The organism is Avibacterium avium (assembly GCF_900454535.1).
Lineage (GTDB): Bacteria > Pseudomonadota > Gammaproteobacteria > Enterobacterales > Pasteurellaceae > Avibacterium > Avibacterium avium.
Map to the genome: position 1 here is coordinate 460650 of NZ_UGSP01000001.1, position 17630 is coordinate 478279.

At 40.9% G+C, this 17630-nt stretch carries 18 protein-coding genes; 12 read left to right on the forward strand and 6 right to left on the reverse strand.

Annotated features, from left to right (window positions below):
• The first annotated feature begins 8 nt into the window (after positions 1–8).
• Positions 9–1352: an ATP-dependent RNA helicase SrmB gene (gene srmB / locus DYC50_RS02270; RefSeq protein WP_115248836.1), complete on the forward strand. Its 1344-nt coding sequence runs from the start codon at positions 9–11 to the stop codon at positions 1350–1352.
• 46 nt (positions 1353–1398) lie between these two features.
• Here the strand turns inward: srmB and DYC50_RS02275 are convergent, their stop codons facing one another.
• The gene (locus DYC50_RS02275) at positions 1399–2076 is read right to left on the reverse strand and encodes a YtjB family periplasmic protein (RefSeq protein ID WP_115248837.1); all 678 of its coding nucleotides are present in this window, start codon (positions 2074–2076) and stop codon (positions 1399–1401) included.
• A gap of 113 nt (positions 2077–2189) precedes the next feature.
• Here DYC50_RS02275 and serB point away from each other — a divergent pair, with 113 nt between their 5' ends.
• Together serB and DYC50_RS02285 are read left to right on the forward strand one after the other, a co-directional pair.
• Positions 2190–3149, forward strand: coding sequence for a phosphoserine phosphatase (serB, locus tag DYC50_RS02280; protein WP_115248838.1), 960 nt, complete (start codon positions 2190–2192; stop codon positions 3147–3149).
• Positions 3150–3151: 2 nt separating this feature from the next.
• Positions 3152–3643 carry a YajQ family cyclic di-GMP-binding protein gene (locus DYC50_RS02285; RefSeq protein WP_115248839.1) on the forward strand — a complete coding sequence of 164 codons (492 nt, stop codon included), beginning with the start codon at positions 3152–3154 and terminating at the stop codon, positions 3641–3643.
• A gap of 61 nt (positions 3644–3704) precedes the next feature.
• On the opposite strand, the gene lptD is transcribed toward DYC50_RS02285, so the two are convergent.
• The gene (gene lptD, locus DYC50_RS02290; RefSeq protein ID WP_115248840.1) at positions 3705–6047 is read right to left on the reverse strand and encodes an LPS assembly protein LptD; all 2343 of its coding nucleotides are present in this window, start codon (positions 6045–6047) and stop codon (positions 3705–3707) included.
• A gap of 69 nt (positions 6048–6116) precedes the next feature.
• The gene (locus DYC50_RS02295; protein ID WP_115248841.1) at positions 6117–6674 is read right to left on the reverse strand and encodes a DNA-3-methyladenine glycosylase I; all 558 of its coding nucleotides are present in this window, start codon (positions 6672–6674) and stop codon (positions 6117–6119) included.
• A gap of 175 nt (positions 6675–6849) precedes the next feature.
• Here DYC50_RS02295 and tal point away from each other — a divergent pair, with 175 nt between their 5' ends.
• Together tal and luxS are read left to right on the forward strand one after the other, a co-directional pair.
• Positions 6850–7803: a transaldolase gene (gene tal, locus DYC50_RS02300; RefSeq protein WP_115248842.1), complete on the forward strand. Its 954-nt coding sequence runs from the start codon at positions 6850–6852 to the stop codon at positions 7801–7803.
• A gap of 429 nt (positions 7804–8232) precedes the next feature.
• Complete coding sequence (luxS, locus tag DYC50_RS02305) at positions 8233–8739, forward strand: S-ribosylhomocysteine lyase (RefSeq protein WP_115248843.1); 507 nt, start codon at positions 8233–8235, stop codon at positions 8737–8739.
• A 74-nt stretch (positions 8740–8813) separates the two neighbouring features.
• Here luxS and cpdB read toward each other — a convergent pair whose 3' ends face one another.
• Together cpdB and DYC50_RS02315 are read right to left on the reverse strand one after the other, a co-directional pair.
• Positions 8814–10787 carry a 2',3'-cyclic-nucleotide 2'-phosphodiesterase gene (cpdB, locus tag DYC50_RS02310; RefSeq protein ID WP_115248844.1) on the reverse strand — a complete coding sequence of 658 codons (1974 nt, stop codon included), beginning with the start codon at positions 10785–10787 and terminating at the stop codon, positions 8814–8816.
• Between the two features lie 134 nt (positions 10788–10921).
• Positions 10922–11527, reverse strand: coding sequence for a YagU family protein (locus tag DYC50_RS02315; protein WP_115248845.1), 606 nt, complete (start codon positions 11525–11527; stop codon positions 10922–10924).
• 101 nt (positions 11528–11628) lie between these two features.
• Between DYC50_RS02315 and DYC50_RS02320 the strand changes: the two genes are divergently transcribed.
• The gene (locus tag DYC50_RS02320) at positions 11629–11766 is read left to right on the forward strand and encodes a hypothetical protein (RefSeq protein ID WP_218564401.1); all 138 of its coding nucleotides are present in this window, start codon (positions 11629–11631) and stop codon (positions 11764–11766) included.
• Positions 11766–12710 carry a diacylglycerol kinase catalytic domain-containing protein gene (locus DYC50_RS10720; RefSeq protein ID WP_015060270.1) on the forward strand — a complete coding sequence of 315 codons (945 nt, stop codon included), beginning with the start codon at positions 11766–11768 and terminating at the stop codon, positions 12708–12710. Before DYC50_RS02320 ends, DYC50_RS10720 begins: the two co-directional genes overlap by 1 nt.
• Positions 12711–12712: 2 nt before the next feature.
• Here DYC50_RS10720 and tetR(H) read toward each other — a convergent pair whose 3' ends face one another.
• Positions 12713–13336, reverse strand: coding sequence for a tetracycline resistance transcriptional repressor TetR(H) (tetR(H), locus tag DYC50_RS02330; protein ID WP_006248868.1), 624 nt, complete (start codon positions 13334–13336; stop codon positions 12713–12715).
• A 91-nt stretch (positions 13337–13427) separates the two neighbouring features.
• Between tetR(H) and tet(H) the strand changes: the two genes are divergently transcribed.
• The 5 genes from tet(H) to DYC50_RS02355 all read left to right on the forward strand — a co-directional run bounded on the left by tet(H) (position 13428) and on the right by DYC50_RS02355 (position 17618).
• Positions 13428–14630: a tetracycline efflux MFS transporter Tet(H) gene (tet(H), locus tag DYC50_RS02335; protein WP_006248867.1), complete on the forward strand. Its 1203-nt coding sequence runs from the start codon at positions 13428–13430 to the stop codon at positions 14628–14630.
• Positions 14631–14970: 340 nt separating this feature from the next.
• Complete coding sequence (locus DYC50_RS02340; RefSeq protein WP_115248846.1) at positions 14971–15855, forward strand: IS982-like element IS1592 family transposase; 885 nt, start codon at positions 14971–14973, stop codon at positions 15853–15855.
• 216 nt (positions 15856–16071) lie between these two features.
• The gene (locus DYC50_RS02345) at positions 16072–16320 is read left to right on the forward strand and encodes an FAD assembly factor SdhE (protein WP_115248847.1); all 249 of its coding nucleotides are present in this window, start codon (positions 16072–16074) and stop codon (positions 16318–16320) included.
• A 101-nt stretch (positions 16321–16421) separates the two neighbouring features.
• Positions 16422–16997, forward strand: a complete 576-nt coding sequence (rpoE, locus tag DYC50_RS02350; RefSeq protein WP_115248848.1) for an RNA polymerase sigma factor RpoE — start codon at positions 16422–16424, stop codon at positions 16995–16997.
• Between the two features lie 45 nt (positions 16998–17042).
• The gene (locus DYC50_RS02355) at positions 17043–17618 is read left to right on the forward strand and encodes a sigma-E factor negative regulatory protein (RefSeq protein ID WP_115248849.1); all 576 of its coding nucleotides are present in this window, start codon (positions 17043–17045) and stop codon (positions 17616–17618) included.
• The last annotated feature ends 12 nt before the right edge of the window (positions 17619–17630 follow it).

Here is a 17630-nt window from a genome sequence, read left to right on the forward strand (position 1 = left end):
CAATAAATATGAACTTAGCACAATTTGAAGAATTGGATCTCGCCCCAGAATTATTAAAAGCCTTAGCGAAAAAAGGCTACCAACGCCCCACCGCCATTCAGTTGGAAAGCATTCCAGCGGCAATGGCGGAGCGAGATGTGCTAGGCTCAGCCCCAACAGGCACGGGGAAAACCGCCGCTTTCTTATTGCCCGCCTTGCAACATTTGCTAGATAATCCACGCCGCAAACCTGGTACGCCAAGAGTGTTGGTTCTCACCCCAACCCGAGAGTTAGCGATGCAAGTGGCGGAGCAAGCGGAGCAATTAGCGCAATTTACCAACCTTGATATTACCACCATCACAGGCGGTGTGGCGTATCAAAACCACGGCGAAGTGTTTAACAGCAACCAAGATTTGGTGGTCGCCACACCGGGGCGTTTGCTGCAATATATCCAAGAAGAAAATTTTGATTGTCGCGCGGTAGAAATTCTGATTTTTGACGAAGCGGATAGAATGTTGCAAATGGGCTTTGGACAAGATGCGGAAAAAATTGCTGCCGAAACGCGCTGGCGTAAACAAACCTTGCTGTTTTCCGCTACATTGGAAGGGGAGCTGCTAATGGATTTTGCAGGGCGATTACTCAATGACCCTGTGCAAATTGATGCGGAGCCAAGTCGCCGTGAGCGTAAAAAAATCCAACAATGGTACTATCACGCAGACAGCGATGAGCATAAAGTGAAATTGCTCGCTCGTTTTATTGAGCAGGAAAAGGTGAGCAAGGGTATCATTTTCGTTCGCCGCCGTGAAACCGTGCGAGAGCTTTCCGACATTTTGCGTAAACGTGGCATTCGCAGCACCTATTTAGAAGGGGAAATGGCGCAAACGCAACGCAATAATGCCATTGATAAACTCAAAAATGGCGTGGTAACCGTGCTAGTTGCCACCGATGTGGCTGCGCGTGGGATTGATATTGATGACATCAGCCACGTGATGAATATGGATTTGCCTTACAGCGCAGACACTTATTTACACCGCATCGGACGCACTGCGCGTGCAGGCAAAAAAGGGGTGGCAGTGTCTTTCGTAGAAGCCCACGATTATAAACTGCTCGGCAAAATTAAACGTTACACCGAAGAACTACTCAAACCACGCATTATCGAAGGCTTAGAACCACGCACCAAAGCACCGAAAGACGGCGAAGTCAAAAGCGTCAGCAAAAAACAAAAAGCGCGCATTAAACAAAAACGGGCAGAAAAGAAAAAATCAGAACAGCAGAAAAAAACTAAACTCCGCCATAAAGACACAAAAAACATCGGCAAACGCCGTAAGCCTAAAACGGAAGCCAATCGAAGCCAAGAGAATAGGGCAGAATAATTGATAAAAAAATCCCGCACTTGATAAAAAGTGCGGGATTTTTTTATTATTTTTTCAAGCGTTTACGCTTTTTATGATAAGTTAAACGTGATGGCGCTGGTTTTTCATTTTGTATGACAGAATGACTTTCTAACTGGCGGCGTTTGATTCGGCGATAGCGTGCTAAAAAATAATGAATGGAGCTGGCAAATAATACACCGGTGAGAAACACAATGATTAGCTCGCCATATAGGCGATTAAAAATCTGATTAATCTTACTTTGGGTGGTTTGTCCGTATTTATTGTTAAAGGTTACACGCAAAAAGCCTTCCACTCCACTGCTCGAATAAATGGGTTCAACAATTTGTTGATTAGTGATTTCTTTTGATTCAGGTTGTTCTAGGCCTAATTGCTGGCGTAACAGTGAAGCATTTGAGCTTTGCGCTAATAATTCCCCTTGGGTGGAATAAATGGAGGCATCAAGAATAAAATTTTCTTTGACAAAATTATCTAAATTTTCCGTTAATGCTTCTGGCTTAGCTTTATTGATCAATAGCGCAAATAAATTGGCTTGTTGGCGAACTAATAAATGGGAAAGATGGGTAACCTGATTAACGCTGGCAAGCTGTGAACCTAATTTGAATTGCTGCACGCCAAATAAGATCACCCCCATAATGATCAGGCTAAGTAGTATAATTGCGCTAAACATAATAATTTTTAGCACTTTTTGTTTCACAAGTTGCACGTTATTTTCCCCAAGATTTCGCAAAATAAGCTAGAATAAGGCGTTATTTTAGTCTATTTATGCGTTCACGGCACAATAAATCTTAAAAATGCCGATAATTTACAGGATTTTCTATGCAAACACAAAATCTTAGCCAATTACAACAATCATATCCAAACCTGCCTTGCCCATTGCAAAAGGGGCAATCACTTGGTGGTGAGCAGACGTATTTTATTCTTTATGGGGAAACCTTATCCCTTGAGAAATTGCAACAATTTCAGCAAAAGTGCGGTGAAAATTTCACGATTTTTGACTATTGGATTGAAGCGCGTAACCTTGTGGTGCTGTTGCAAGGCAATTGGCAGGCACAGTGGCAAGAATATGCCCATCAATTAGAAGTGGATATTGCGCGGCTCAATTTTTCCGCTAGTTTGCAGAAAAAAGGCTTGTTAGTGATGGATATGGACTCCACTGCCATTCAAATTGAATGTATTGATGAAATTGCGAAACTGGCTGGCACAGGTGAATTGGTGTCTGAAATCACCGAGCAAGCAATGCGCGGAGAGTTAGATTTTGAACAAAGCCTACGCCGCCGCGTGGCAACCCTAAAAGGCGCACCGGAAAACATTTTGCAACAAGTGCGAGAACAATTGCCGCTGACTTCAGGTTTAGTGGAAACCATTCAAGGCTTGCAGAAATACGGCTGGCGAACCGCCATTGCGTCAGGTGGGTTTACTTATTTTGCGGATTATTTAAAAGCAGAATTAGGCCTTGATGCGGCGGTTTCCAACCAATTTGAGATTGTGGACGGCATTTTGACTGGCGAAGTGAAAGGTGCGGTGGTGGACGCGCAATATAAAGCGGATACCTTGCGTCAATTGAGCGAGCAATATCATATTCCAATGGAAAACACCGTTGCTATTGGTGATGGCGCCAATGATTTGCCAATGATGAAAGTCGCCAATCTCGGTGTGGCATTCCACGCCAAGCCGAAAGTGCAACAACAGGCGCAAATTGTGGTAAACTTTGCCGACTTAACTGCACTATTATGTATTTTAGGTGCAAATGACCGAATAATGAAAAACGAGGAGTAATTATGCCTTCATTTGATATTGTTTCTGAATTAGATGCGCACGAAGTGCGTAACGCTGTGGAAAATGCCAACCGTGATTTAGCTAACCGTTGGGATTTCCGCAACGTGCCTTCTTCTATCGAATTAAACGAAAAAAATGAAACCATTAAAGTGGCCAGTGAGTCCGATTTCCAAGTGGAACAGCTGGTGGATATTTTGCGTAATGCGTGTATTAAGCGTGGCATTGATTCTGCGTCATTGGATATTCCAACAGAATATGAACACAGCGGTAAAACCTTCAGCAAAGAAATTAAGCTGAAACAAGGTATCGAAACGGATATGGCGAAAAAACTTACCAAGTTGATCAAAGAATCCAAGCTCAAAGTGCAAACCCAAATTCAAGGGGATCAAGTGCGCGTAACAGGAAAATCCCGTGATGACTTGCAAGCGGTGATCCAACTGGTGAAAAATGCCGAATTAGGGCAGCCATTCCAGTTTAATAATTTTAGAGATTAATAAAAATTGCGAAAAAAAAGGCCGCACTTTTGGTTGCGGCCTTTTTCTTATTGCTATGTGATTAATAAAGACTGAAAGATTGAATATAAGGCAGTTTTCCTCTTTGCAACATTTTTTCAATGCCACTTTGATGATCTGTACCTAAGCCTTTCAATTCAAGATTTACGCCAATTGCGTGATCGTAAACCACTTCATCGGTTTGTTGCCCATCTTTACTGGTTACATAACGGCGCGCGCCAACACCGACTGCCCAGCAGCAAGTGTTATATTTCACGCCGAGATATTGCTCAACAGGTTTTTTCAAAGCCAGATCTTGATAGTAATGCCCAACCACGGCCCATCTGTCGGCAATTTCCCACGCTGCCACTAAACCAAGCTGTTTAATATCTTGATTGTACGCATTTGCGCCCGTGAGATTTTGGTCAATATATTCCTGACTTGCATAGCGATAACTTAGCTGAATCAGATTATTGCCACTTGGGTTATATTCCAACACGGTATTGGCAAGGGAGGTTTGGTGTAAGCTGGTATCGTATTGATAGCTACCACGCCAATTCCATTTTGGACTAATACGCCAGTTGCTTTCTAATGACCAAGATGAGGTGGAGCGATCACTGCTATTGCTTGGATTATTATCAATGCGCGAATCGTTGAGATAATAAATTTGCCCTAAAGAGAGATTAAAACGTTCGTTTCCTTCTTGATCGTAAAAACGTGTTGTTCCCCCTAAGGTGAACTGATTTGCCGAAGCGATACGGTCTAAGCCACTATAACGGCGATCACGGAATAAGGAAAAGTAATCTTGCTGCAATAAAGCAGAGTCATAACCAAAACCAAGATATTGGCTATTTAATTTTGAGCCGATATTGCTTTGATCTTTATAAGGACGATAAAGATACTGAATGTGCGGTTCAATTGTTTGCGTATAGCCATCAAATAAGGTCTCTTTGCTGGCAAGCAAGGTTTGCAAATCTACTTTCACTTGCGGCAACACACGGGTTACAGAGCGTTCAATCTCTTCTGCATTTTGCCCTTTCCCTTTGGTTTGATTATAGTGGGTTGCGTAAAGTTTGGTTTCGATATTCAAACTGCCGTAACGGTTCGCAAGGGGAATATTAAGGCTTGGCTCAATGTGATAACGCCAAGCTTTTGGCATTAAGGCGCTGTCATTCTCAAAACGAGAAATTTGTGAGAATAAACGGAAATCCATTAAACCGTTAGCAATGCCATCACGATAATAATTAAAATCTAGCTGTGGAAAAACGCGGTAAGGCCCAATATCCACATCATCAAATACTTGGAATTGCTTCGCCGATAGAGAGAAATTGTAGTTTGGCTGATAGTACGCAATGCGGAAGTTTTGATCGGCATAACCGTCCGTGCTGCGTCCGTAAGCGGAATCAAAATCTGAGAAATAACGTTTATCGCTGACTCTAGTGTAATCCACGTTTAAACGCCAATTTTGTAAGAAACTAGAACTGTGTCGCCAGTGGAATAAATGGCGTGAGCGATTATCCCCTTGGTAATCATCAAGCCGATCACGGCCTAAATATTCGCCCGCAATCAACCCTTCGCCAAGCTGAGTGAGATAACGTGCTTCGCCATTAAATTGCCAGCCACGTTTTGACATATATTTTGGTGTTACTGTCATATCAAAATTGGGTGCAATGTTCCAATAAATAGGCTGAGCATACCAATAACCATCACGGCTAGATGTGCCCGCATTTGGAATGAGCAAACCAGAACGGCGACGATCGCCAATAGGCAATTGTAAATAAGGGGTATAGAAAATCGGCACGCCGTGAACTTTAAAGCGCGCGTGCCACATTTCGGCATATTCTTCTTGGATATGCTGACGCATTTCAGAGGCTTCAATCGCCCAGCTATTATCATCAGGCAAGCAAGAGGTAAACGTGGCGTTTTTCAACAAGCGATAATCATTACGTAGCTCAACTTGCTGTGCTTTACCGCGTCCTTGACGGCCGACAAATTGGTAATCTGCGCCTTCTACATCGGCATCTTTATTATTCAGATTAACCTTGGCGGAATCACCTAACAGATTGATGAGATTATCTTTATAATCAAAGCCATTTTTTGCATAGGCAAAGCGTTGCACATTTTGCCCTGCGCCCGTTTGAATCACTTCCGCCACTTGCGTTTTTAAATGACGATTGCCTTGTTGAATATCCACGTCCCCTTCGTAACGTGCATTAACAGGCTGATTTAACTCTGCGCGATCAGCTTCAATATAAACTGGCAATTCATTTGGATCGCCTTGCACCACTTCCCCTTGAAATTGTGGTACGCCAGCTAAACATTGCTGCTGCAAACTTGCCCAACTTGGCGCGCCATAAAGTGCGGTCAAAATTGAGAAAGAAAGCATTGTGTAGTAATTTTTTTTCATTAATAACCCATTTTGTTTTCAGGTGTAGAAATTAACCCGATTATAAAGAAAAACCGCTCAAAAAGCATTTTATTTATGCTTACAAAAACAGGTGTTGAGATGATCATTCACCAACCCCATTGATTGCATAAAGGCATAACAGGTGGTTTCGCCCACAAAGACAAAGCCACGTTTTTTCAACGCTTTCGACAAATTTTTTGAGGTTTCGGTTTTTGCTGGCACGGCAGATAAATCCGGCACATCATTCATTTGTGGCTGATGATTAACGAATGTCCAAATAAAATCGCTGAAATTTTCACCGCACTTTTCCATCGCTAAATAAGCTTTGGCGTTTTTCACAATGGCTTCTAACTTGGCACGATGGCGAATTAATCCTGCATTTTGCATACATTCATCAAGATCTTGTTCTGTCATCTTGGCAATTTTTTCAGGATTAAAATGAAAAAAGGCTTGCCGATAATGTTCACGTTTTTTCAACACCGTGATCCACGAAAGCCCGGCTTGTTGCCCTTCTAGACAAATTTTCTCAAATAATTTCAAACTGTTATATTCTGGTTTACCCCATTCATTATCGTGGTAATCTTGATAAATCGCCGAACCTTCCGCCCAACTACAACGTGTTTTCATTTTGTTTTCCTTATATTGTGAGCCTGATCACAGATTTTATTTCTCTAAGGTTTTCTACCGCGCCAAATTTAATTTAGAATCTACCTATCAATACTAAAGCTAAAATAGCTATATGTGCATCGCTAAGATGTGATATTGTATGCGAACTTAACTAACAATCAAATGAGAGGTAACTATGACAACACAATTAGAAGCATTACGCGAAATGACCGTGGTTGTGGCAGATACAGGGGATATTGAAGCCATTAAAACCTACCAACCACAAGACGCTACCACCAACCCATCACTCATTTTAAGCGCCTCTGCTTTGCCTCAATATGCACCATTAATTGATGAAGCCATTGCTTATGCTAAAAGTAAAAGTGCCGATAAAGCACAGCAACTTATTGATGCAGAAGATAAATTAGCGGTAAACATCGGCTTAGAAATTCTTAAAATTGTCCCAGGACGCATTTCTACCGAAGTGGACGCACGTCTTTCTTACGACACCCAAGCGACTGTTGAAAAAGCGCGTAAATTAATCGCACTTTATAATGAAGCAGGCGTATCTAATGATCGTATTTTAATTAAAATCGCCTCCACTTGGCAGGGTATCCGTGCAGCAAAAATCCTTGAAAAAGAAGGTATTAACTGTAACTTAACCCTTTTATTCTCAGAAGCGCAAGCGCGTGCTTGTGCGGAAGCGGGTGTATATTTAATTTCCCCATTCGTGGGCCGTATTCTTGACTGGTACAAAGCGAACAGCGACAAAAAAGAATACGCACCAGCAGAAGATCCGGGCGTAATTTCAGTGACTAAAATTTACAACTATTACAAACAACACGGCTATCAAACCGTGGTAATGGGTGCAAGTTTCCGTAACGTAGGCGAAATTACTGAGCTTGCAGGCTGCGACCGCTTAACTATCGCCCCAGCATTGTTAAAAGAATTACAAGAAAATCACACCGCACTTGTGCGTAAACTAGATTACACAGGTGAAGTGAAAGCCAAACCACAACCGCTTACTGAAAGCGAGTTCTACTGGCAGCACAACAGCGATCCAATGGCAGTAGAAAAACTGGCTGAAGGGATTCGTAAATTCGCCATCGACCAAGAAAAACTTGAGACGATGTTACTGGCAAAATTTTAATTAAGTCTTATGATCAGATTAACCCATTGTTTTATCGCAATGGGTTATTTGTAGGGATAGTAGTTTGCTTAGAAATAAAAAAAAGCCACCCATCAAGGGTGGCAAATAACCTAAGGAACCAATTTCTTTTAAACAACGATAAGTTGTATTCTTTTGTAAGAGAGATACTACACAACTTTACAAAAGTTTACAAATAAAAATTGCAAAAAAAGTGAAAAATTTTGACTTTTCCATTTTAAGGTGGGTTTTTGTACAAAAATAGGATAAAGAAAAGCCACCTTATTAGGGTGGCAAAATAATTTAAGGAATCAATTTATTAAAACAACTGCAAGTTGCTATACTATAAGACACAAGGGCTTACGAAAAGTTCGAAAAAAATAGAAAAATTTTTACATTAATTTACATAACATCAAAATTAAGGAAGCAACGATGCCATTACTCGATAGCTTTAAAGTGGATCACACCAAAATGAACGCCCCCGCAGTGCGTGTTGCCAAAACAATGCGTACCCCAAAAGGCGATGATATTACGATTTTCGATTTGCGTTTTTGTATCCCAAACAAAGAAATCCTGCCGCCGAAAGGCATTCACACGTTAGAGCATCTTTTCGCTGGTTTTATGCGTGATCACCTCAATAGTGAGCAGGTGGAAATTATTGATATTTCTCCAATGGGATGCCGTACCGGATTTTATATGTCATTAATCGGGACGCCAAATGAGCAACAAGTGGCACAGGCGTGGCTCGCTTCAATGAAAGATATTTTACAGGTGAAAGATCAAAAAGAGATTCCCGAATTAAACGAATATCAATGCGGCACTTACACCGAACATTCTCTACCCGAAGCCCATCAAATCGCGCAACACATTCTTGAACGCGGTGTAGGCGTAAACAAAAATGAAGATTTGCTACTCGATGAAAGTTTGTTAGCACAGTAATTAATCATACTGCATTTAAGCGATAAAAAAGGCGATGTGAGTTAGCATCGCCTTATTTTTATTAAAAGTGCGGTCTATTTTTTGTTTAAATTTATTTGGTAAACCGCGAAGCCTAGTTCATCTTGCCCAACGTAATCCATTGGATATTGCGCTTTTTCTTTAATGAAGGCTTTTGCTTTATCGCTTGGGGACGTTTCCACTTGTACTTTCAATGGCTGAATGGAGGCAATTGGGGCAAGTTTCCAGTTATTATCCGCAGAAGGGATCACTTCGCCTTTTTCTTTGGTGGTTTGGCTGATGTAGTTTGCCAAAATTTGACGATTTTCATCAGGGGAAGCAAAGACGATATGGGCATCACCTGTGCCAGGGAATTTACCCGAATAAGCGCGATAATTATTGGTTGCAATTAAGAATTGATCGCTATCTTGCACTGGTTTACCTTGATAGGTGAGATTAACAATACGCGATGCCTTGTCATTAATGAGCTTGCACTCACCGTCATAACGGGCAGGTTGGGTAACATCAATTTCATAGTTTACTCCGTCAATCACATCGAAATTGTAAGTACGGAAACCGTTCCAATTTAACAAGGGTTGTGGTTTGTCGCTATTTGGATCGATTTGGTTAAACATTCCCGCACTGCACTCAAGCCATTGTTTGAGTTCTGCGCCGCTAACTTTGACAATCACTAAGGTATTTGGGTAGAGATAGAGATCTGCCGCATTGCGGAAAGTGAGATCGCCTTTATCCACTTCTACATAAGCGCTTGGATCGTTTTTACGTCCACCGACTTTAAATGGCGCAGCGGCACTCAACACTGGAATACCTGCTAGCTCAGGCAGATTTTTCACCACGTTTTCAGCGTAAGCTTGTTGCGCTTGGTTTACGATTTGTACCGTTGGATCATCTTGGAACAAGGCAAGGAAGCTATACATATTATCAGAGGCTTTTCCAATCGGCTGTGCTACAAAGGCACGAGTGGCTTCGTGGATTGGCGCAAGTAATGCCGCAACTTCAGGGTGATTGCCCACAAGGGCTTTTTTCTTATCGGCATCATAAATCGGACGCAAGGCTGCACGGCCGTCAGTAACAAACCATTTACCATTATGTTGATTTAAGGTGAGATCCACCACGCTGATATTATTTGCCCAATAGCCCGCCATACTTTCTGGCACGCCGTTCATTGTGCCTTTTTCAATATCCGCCCCTTTGCTGTTAGCAAATTCTTTATTTGGGAACAAGCGGTGCGAATGGCCGAAGATTACAGCATCAATGCCTTTTACATCGGCTAAATGGAAAGCGGCATTTTCTTCACCTTCTTTATAAGGTTCATCGGAAGGGCCGGTGTGCGCCAGTGCAACAATAATGTCAGCACCCTGTGCTTTCACAATTGGCACATATTTTTCTGCGGTTTTCTTAATATCGTAGGCTTTTACTTTGCCTTCTAAATTGGCTTTATCCCATACCATCACTTGTGGTGGCACAAAGCCAATATAACCAATTTTGATTTGATGCGTGTTGCCAGCATTATCTGTTACACTTTTTTCTTGAATAAAATAAGGTTGGAAATAAGGCTGATCATCGCTGGCTTTCACCACATTGGCGTTGATAATAGGGAAGTGGGCTTGCTTAATAGCGCGATCTAAATAATCTAAGCCATAGTTGAACTCGTGGTTGCCGATCGTTCCCACATCATAGTGCATTGCATTTAGGGCTAAAATAGACGGATTTGGCTTGCCTTCTTTATCCCCTTTGGCGGCTTGATAATCGGCAATCGGGTTGCCTTGAATTAAATCGCCATTATCCACTAACACCGAGTTTTTCACTTCTTGACGTGCGCTTGCAATCAGGCTTGCTGCACGGGTAAAACCGAATTTATCCGTAGGCGCATCTTTGTAATAATCAAAATCTGTCAAAAAACCGTGAATATCCGTGGTGGCAATAATGCGTAATGCCACCGTAGTATTTTGCTCCGCCGCATTGAGCGATAAGCTGTTTACACTGAATAAACTTAATGCGCCAAGACGCAGGAATTTTCTTCTATCCATATTTTCTCCTTTTTATTGTTAAACTCAGGCTATGGCATTGTACGCAAATTTTTGATTTCGCTCTACATTTTTACAAAAAAGAGGGGTGATAAAAAAGAAAAAAATAAAGCCCGAATGACTCGGGCTTTACTTGATTAACGATAAGGTTGATCTAATGGAACTTCAGGGTCTGGTTGGTGCGTGATGCGGTTACGTAAATCACGGCGCACAATCTCAATTGTCCAGAACCAGAAAACGTGGCCCACTAATTCAGAAACGTGTTCGTATAATGGCCAGTCTAATACTGGTGGTGTTAAACCTAAAGCAGGGAATGTGATGTAGTGTACACAAACATCAGCGATTAAACCTGCGCCCACACCTTGCCAGAATTTGATTTTAGGGAAACGCTCTGCAACCACACAGTAACCCACAGCAAATACGATTGAGAAGGTGATGTGAGTTACCCCAATCCAGTTAAAACCGTGATCAGCGAAAGTGAACACTGCTTCAGTTGGATCAATACCAAAATAATCACGCAAGAAAACGTGTGGTGGGTTTAAAAACGCACGAGAACACACTTCCAAAGCTTGTGATGGATCTTGACAAGCCGTAACGAATAAATCGAATGGGCTGCGTGGTGGGAATGGATGCTCTGCACCCCATTTTACGAAGGCAGAAATTAAACCCGCAATAATACCGACAAAAGCGGCAACACCATAACGGCGGCGAGCTGGATTTGTTTGCGTAAAAATACCTGACATAACGGTATGCTCCTTAAATAGTATATTGTTATTTTGTTCGATTTTGATATTTATTAAATTAAATAAAATATCGTGAATTACCAGTTGAGAACCTAAAAGCAATGGCATTAGCAAAAATGGACTCACAACAATTAATGGCAATGGCATTTGAAACCTTAGCACTGAATTCAGGAAAAATCGGCGAGTTGAATATCACACCTGATTTATTTAGCCAATTTATGAAAAAAGGCAGTAAATAATGCAACGTAACGAAGATTTTCGCTTTGTGCTGGTGATGAGAAAAAGCCGCTTACAGGAATTAATTGAGCGCTTTAATACCTGGTCACAAGCCAAATTCTATTTAGAACACAACAATGTTGAGGTAAAGGATTATCTCAATGAACACAATTTATATCAAAAGCAACTCACAGAAGCTGAGTTGATTTTAAAATCATTAGGACGATTTCAACTTTTAGAAAGAGGCTTATTACCCAGCTATCAATTCTCACCTCACGATATTGTGGTGGTGATTGGTCAAGATGGGCTTGTTGCCAATACGCTGAAATACCTTAATGGACAGCCTATCATTGCCATAAATCCTGATCCATCAAGGTGGGATGGTAAATTATTACCCTTTGAAATAGGGCAATTAAAAGAGACAGTTATTAACACCATTAATAAAAAAATGCCATTTAAAACGGTCACTTTTGCACAAGCAACAACCAATGATGGTCAATCCTTATTAGCGGTTAATGACTTATTTATTGGCCCTAAAAGCCACACTTCCGCACAGTATATTTTGCAATGGAATGGCGCTGAAGAAGTGCAATCTTCATCAGGCATTATTGTATCAACAGGATTGGGATCAACGGGGTGGTTTCAATCTATTCTTGCTGGTGCGATGGCAATTACAGGAGAAGCTTCGCACCCTCTATTACAAGGCTTTAGCTGGAGTGATCGAAAGCTACAATTTAGTGTAAGAGAGCCATTTCCAAGTAGAACAACAGGTGTTGCACTGACTTTTGGCACTATTGAGCCTGACTCACCACTGCAATTAGGATCTTTGATGCCAGAGAATGGCGTAATTTTCTCTGATGGCATCGAAGATGACTATTTACAATTTAATGCAGGTTGTATTGCTCACATTGGTATCGCTGACATACAAGGGCAACTAATTAGCCAAAAAGGGCGTCAGCGAATTTAGATTTATTTAGCGCTCTTTAATACTGTTTCAAGTCCAGAGATCATCACATCAAGGACAAACAAAAATGCAGCATCACCATTATCACTATCCATAATTGCAACGGCTTGGGTTAATAATGGCGGATAGGCAACAGTATCCGTCTCTACTTTTTCACGCTCTTTTTGGCTTTCTTGATGCTCTTGAGTTTCCAGTACGGAGCCTAATGTAAAATGCGCAATAGAGCTTAATGCATACACGGCTTGAGATAGACTAAACCCAGCATCACACAAAAACTGTAGTTGCTGTTCTGATGTCTCAAATTGACTTTCAGAGGGGCGTGTTCCCGCATGAATTTTGCCACCATCACGATACATTAATAAGGCTTGGCGGAAGCTTTTCGCGTTATTTCGCAAAAAGTCCTGCCATGTTTCATTCGGCAATGGCAAAACATGATGATGGTGCTTTTGCAAAATAGTTTCTGCTAATGCATCTAACAAAGCGCGTTTATTTTTTACATGCCAATACAATGTGGGTTGTTCCACACCTATTTTTTGCGCCAGCTTACGCGTTGTTAATCCTTCAATACCAACTTCATTAAGTAAAATCAACGCATTATCAATAACTTGTTCTTTATCTAGCTTTGCCATTACCTACCTCAAAATAAAATAGCCTTGACAATCTATCACTGATAGAGATATTTTACACCCACTCTATCACTGATAGATTTTTAGGATCTCAATGAATAAATCAATTATTATTATACTGCTGATCACCGTATTAGATGCCATTGGTATCGGGCTTATCATGCCAGTACTCCCTACTCTATTAAATGAATTTGTCAGTGAAAATTCACTGGCAACCCATTACGGTGTGCTATTAGCGCTCTATGCTACCATGCAGGTTATTTTTGCTCCTATTCTAGGACGACTGTCTGATAAATACGGCAGAAAACCCATCTTGCTGTTTTCCCTTTTAGGCGCGGCACTCGACTATCTTTTAATGGCATTCTCAACCACACTTTGGATGCTCTATATTGGGCGCATCATTGCGGGGATCACAGGCGCAACAGGTGCCGTATGTGCATCAGCGATGAGTGATGTGACTCCCGCTAAAAATCGAACTCGCTATTTTGGTTTCTTAGGTGGTGCTTTTGGTGTTGGCCTTATTATCGGCCCAATGCTAGGGGGATTATTAGGTGATATCAGTGCTCATATGCCATTTATTTTTGCCGCTATTTCACACTCGATATTATTAATACTCTCTTTGCTCTTTTTCCGAGAAACACAAAAAAGAGAAGCGCTTGTTGCCAATAGGACACCTGAAAACCAAACTGCCTCAAATACAGTCACTGTTTTTTTTAAGAAAAGCCTCTACTTTTGGTTAGCAACCTATTTTATTATCCAGCTTATCGGGCAAATTCCTGCCACCATCTGGGTGCTGTTTACACAATATCGTTTTGATTGGAACACAACTTCTATCGGTATGTCTTTGGCGGTTCTGGGTGTATTACATATTTTCTTTCAGGCGATTGTCGCTGGGAAATTGGCACAAAAATGGGGCGAAAAAACCACCATTATGATCAGTATGTCTATTGATATGATGGGCTGTTTATTATTAGCGTGGATAGGCCACGTTTGGGTCATCTTACCAGCATTAATTTGCTTAGCGGCAGGAGGTATGGGGCAACCCGCATTACAAGGTTATTTATCAAAATCTGTCGATGATAATGCGCAAGGGAAATTACAAGGTACTCTGGTGAGCCTAACCAATATTACCGGGATCATTGGTCCCCTTTTATTTGCCTTTATTTATAGTTATAGCGTCGCTTATTGGGATGGTCTGTTATGGCTGATGGGGGCAATACTTTATGCTATGTTGCTTATTACCGCTTATTTTCACCAAAGAAAAACCACACCTAAAGCTGTTATTTCAACCCCTTAATACTAGAAATTATAAAGATCATAAAAGTCCTGTCCGCTCTTAATAACGTTGATAGGACTTTATTTTTATCGCAATTAATAAGCCTCTTTTACCCAAGGCTTACTGGCTGCAATCATAAACATCGGCGTTGAACGATAAAGCAGGTAAGGGAGTCGTTTAGTTACATAGTTATTTTATGATAGTTATTTTCAATCATATTCACCCTGAGTAAAAAAAACAAATATTTCATTATTAATTTAACCTGAGTTCGGGATAAGCAGGTCAAAAAAGGCAAAAAAAAGAAGTCCAAAATTGTTAAAGTTAATGTACTAATAAAAACTCAACAAAAAGGACTTCTTACATGGACAACCTAACCGAATTATACTGCCACATTGACGACTTTTACCAAGCATTCAAACCACAATTTGAACGTCAGCTGATCGAAAATGGGACAAAGCGATTAAGAGCATGCAAGATAAGTGTACTAGAGATAATGACTATATTGGTACTGTTTCATCAATTACGTTACCGTCAATTTAAAGGGTTTTACTATCATCATATGCTAGGCATGATGAAAAAAGATTTTCCGGACTTACCAAGCTACTCACGTTTTATTGAATTAGTACCCCGTGCTCTTGTGCCTTTGTGTGCTTATCTTAAAAGCTTGATGGGAAGTTGCACAGGTATTAGCTTTGTGGATGCCACCAAACTATCTGTATGCCATAACCGGCGGATTAAGCGTCATAAGGTCTTTGAGGGGATTGCTCAAAGAGGTAAGACAAGTATGGGTTGGTTTTACGGATTTAAACTGCACGCGATTATCAATCATCACGGTGAGTTATTATCGATTAGAGTCACTCCGGGAAATATAGATGATAGAGAGCCGCTAAGACAGGGCCTAGCAAATGATATATTCGGTAAACTGTTTGGTGATCGAGGGTATGTCAGTCAAGATTTAAAAGATAAACTGTTTAATGACTTCAATATCGATTTTATAACCAAGCTTCGAAGGAATATGAAACAGCAGATTCTTAAACCTATTGATGAGGCGTTACTTAACGGACGCTCGTTAATTGAAACTGTTTTTGATGAGCTTAAAAACCTATGTCAGATTGAACACTCAAGGCATCGAAGCTTCACAGGGTTCGCTGCTAATCTTTTAGCAGGACTCATTGCTTACTGTTGGTTTCCCTTTAAGCCGACACTCAAAAACGTGTCGGCTTATGGACAAGCTGCAAAAAACTAAGCTGTTTCAATGATTTAGGCAAGCTCTTATCCCGAACTCAGGTTAAAATAAATAAAAATCTGTTCGTCATTCTATGCCTAATTGGGTAATAGTCAAGTAATTACTGCCACTAAAGAGTTAATTCGTAATAGGTAATAAAATTGGTTAAAAATCCCCGCACTTTGGTGCTGATTTTCGTTATAATTGCCTTATTATTCAATCCAACGGGGAAGCACAATGGAAAAATATAATAAATTTCGTCTTGAGTGGGATTGTCGGCGTGGAATGTTGGAGCTGGATAAGGTGATTATGCCATTTTTCCAGCAGCATTTTGATGAATTAGATGAACATCAGAAAGCGACATTTGTGCGTTTATTAGGCGCAACAGATTTGCAATTATTTTCGTGGTTTTTTAATCGAAAACCTGCGCCAGATCTTGAATTACAGCAAATGGTTTCCTATATACAAGAAAAATTATCAAACTAATTTGACAGAAATATTGAACTTTTACGATTTTAATCCCTCTAAGAGAACACGAGCTTGCTGTCTTGTGTATCAAGGCTTGTTAGAGGTGTATAAGAGGTTATATGACTGAACAGCTAACAGATCAGGCTTTGGTAGAAAGGGTACAGCAGGGAGATAAGAAAGCATTCAATTTGTTGGTATCGCGTTATCAAAATAAGGTGGCAGGGCTATTAACCCGTTATGTGTCGCCGAATGATATTCCCGATGTTGTACAAGAATCATTCATTAAAGCATATCGCTCTATTGAATCATTCCGCGGTGACAGTGCTTTCTACACTTGGCTATATCGTATCGCCGTGAACACGGCAAAGAATTATTTAACCGCACAGGGTCGCCGCCCGCCGAATGAAGATATTCTGGCAGATGAGGCAGAATCCTATGATGTGGGAACAAATTTGCGGGACGTAGATACGCCCGAAAATCAGATGTTATCTGGTGAATTGAAGAAGATCATTTTTGATACCATTCATAGTATGCAAGAAGATTTAAAAACCGCCATCACCTTGCGTGAGTTAGAGGGGTTAAGTTATGAAGAAATTGCCGATATTATGAATTGCCCAGTAGGAACGGTGCGTTCGCGTATTTTCCGCGCAAGGGAGATTATCGAAAATAAAATTCAACCCCTTCTTCAAGGCTAATACAACATTAATAACATTAAAAAAGAGAAAACCCTGGAGTTTACAATGCAAAAAGAGCAACTTTCCGCTTACATTGATGGCGAACAAATCAGCGAGGCAATGACAGAAAAACTTTGCCAAGATGCTGATTTACAAAAATCCTGGGCAAATTTTCATACTATTCGTGCAGTAATGCGTCAGGAAAGTGAAGTATTATTGGGTGCGGATTTCACTGCAAAAATGGCAGATTTAATTGAGCAAGAAGAAATTGTGGTGGCGCAACCGATGGTTTCTCAACCAATGCCAGAAGAAACCGCGCAATCGCCATTTATGCAAAAACTGAAAGCGTGGTTTATGCCAATGACTCAATTTGCTGTGGCAGCGGGCGTGTGCTTAGTTGCAGTGATGGGCGTGCAAAGTTTTATGGCGCACAATGGCAAAGAAAACCAAGATGCGCCTGTGTTGCAAACCTTGCCATTTAACAATTCCGTGCAAGAAGTGAGCTATAATGCACCAACCCAATCGGTGATAACCCCTGAGCAAATTGAGCAAAAAAATAAACGTATTGATTCAATGCTACAAAGCTACGAATTGCAAAAACGCATTTATGCGGATAGATTAAATTTGCAAAATCAGAAATAACAATGAATGAAG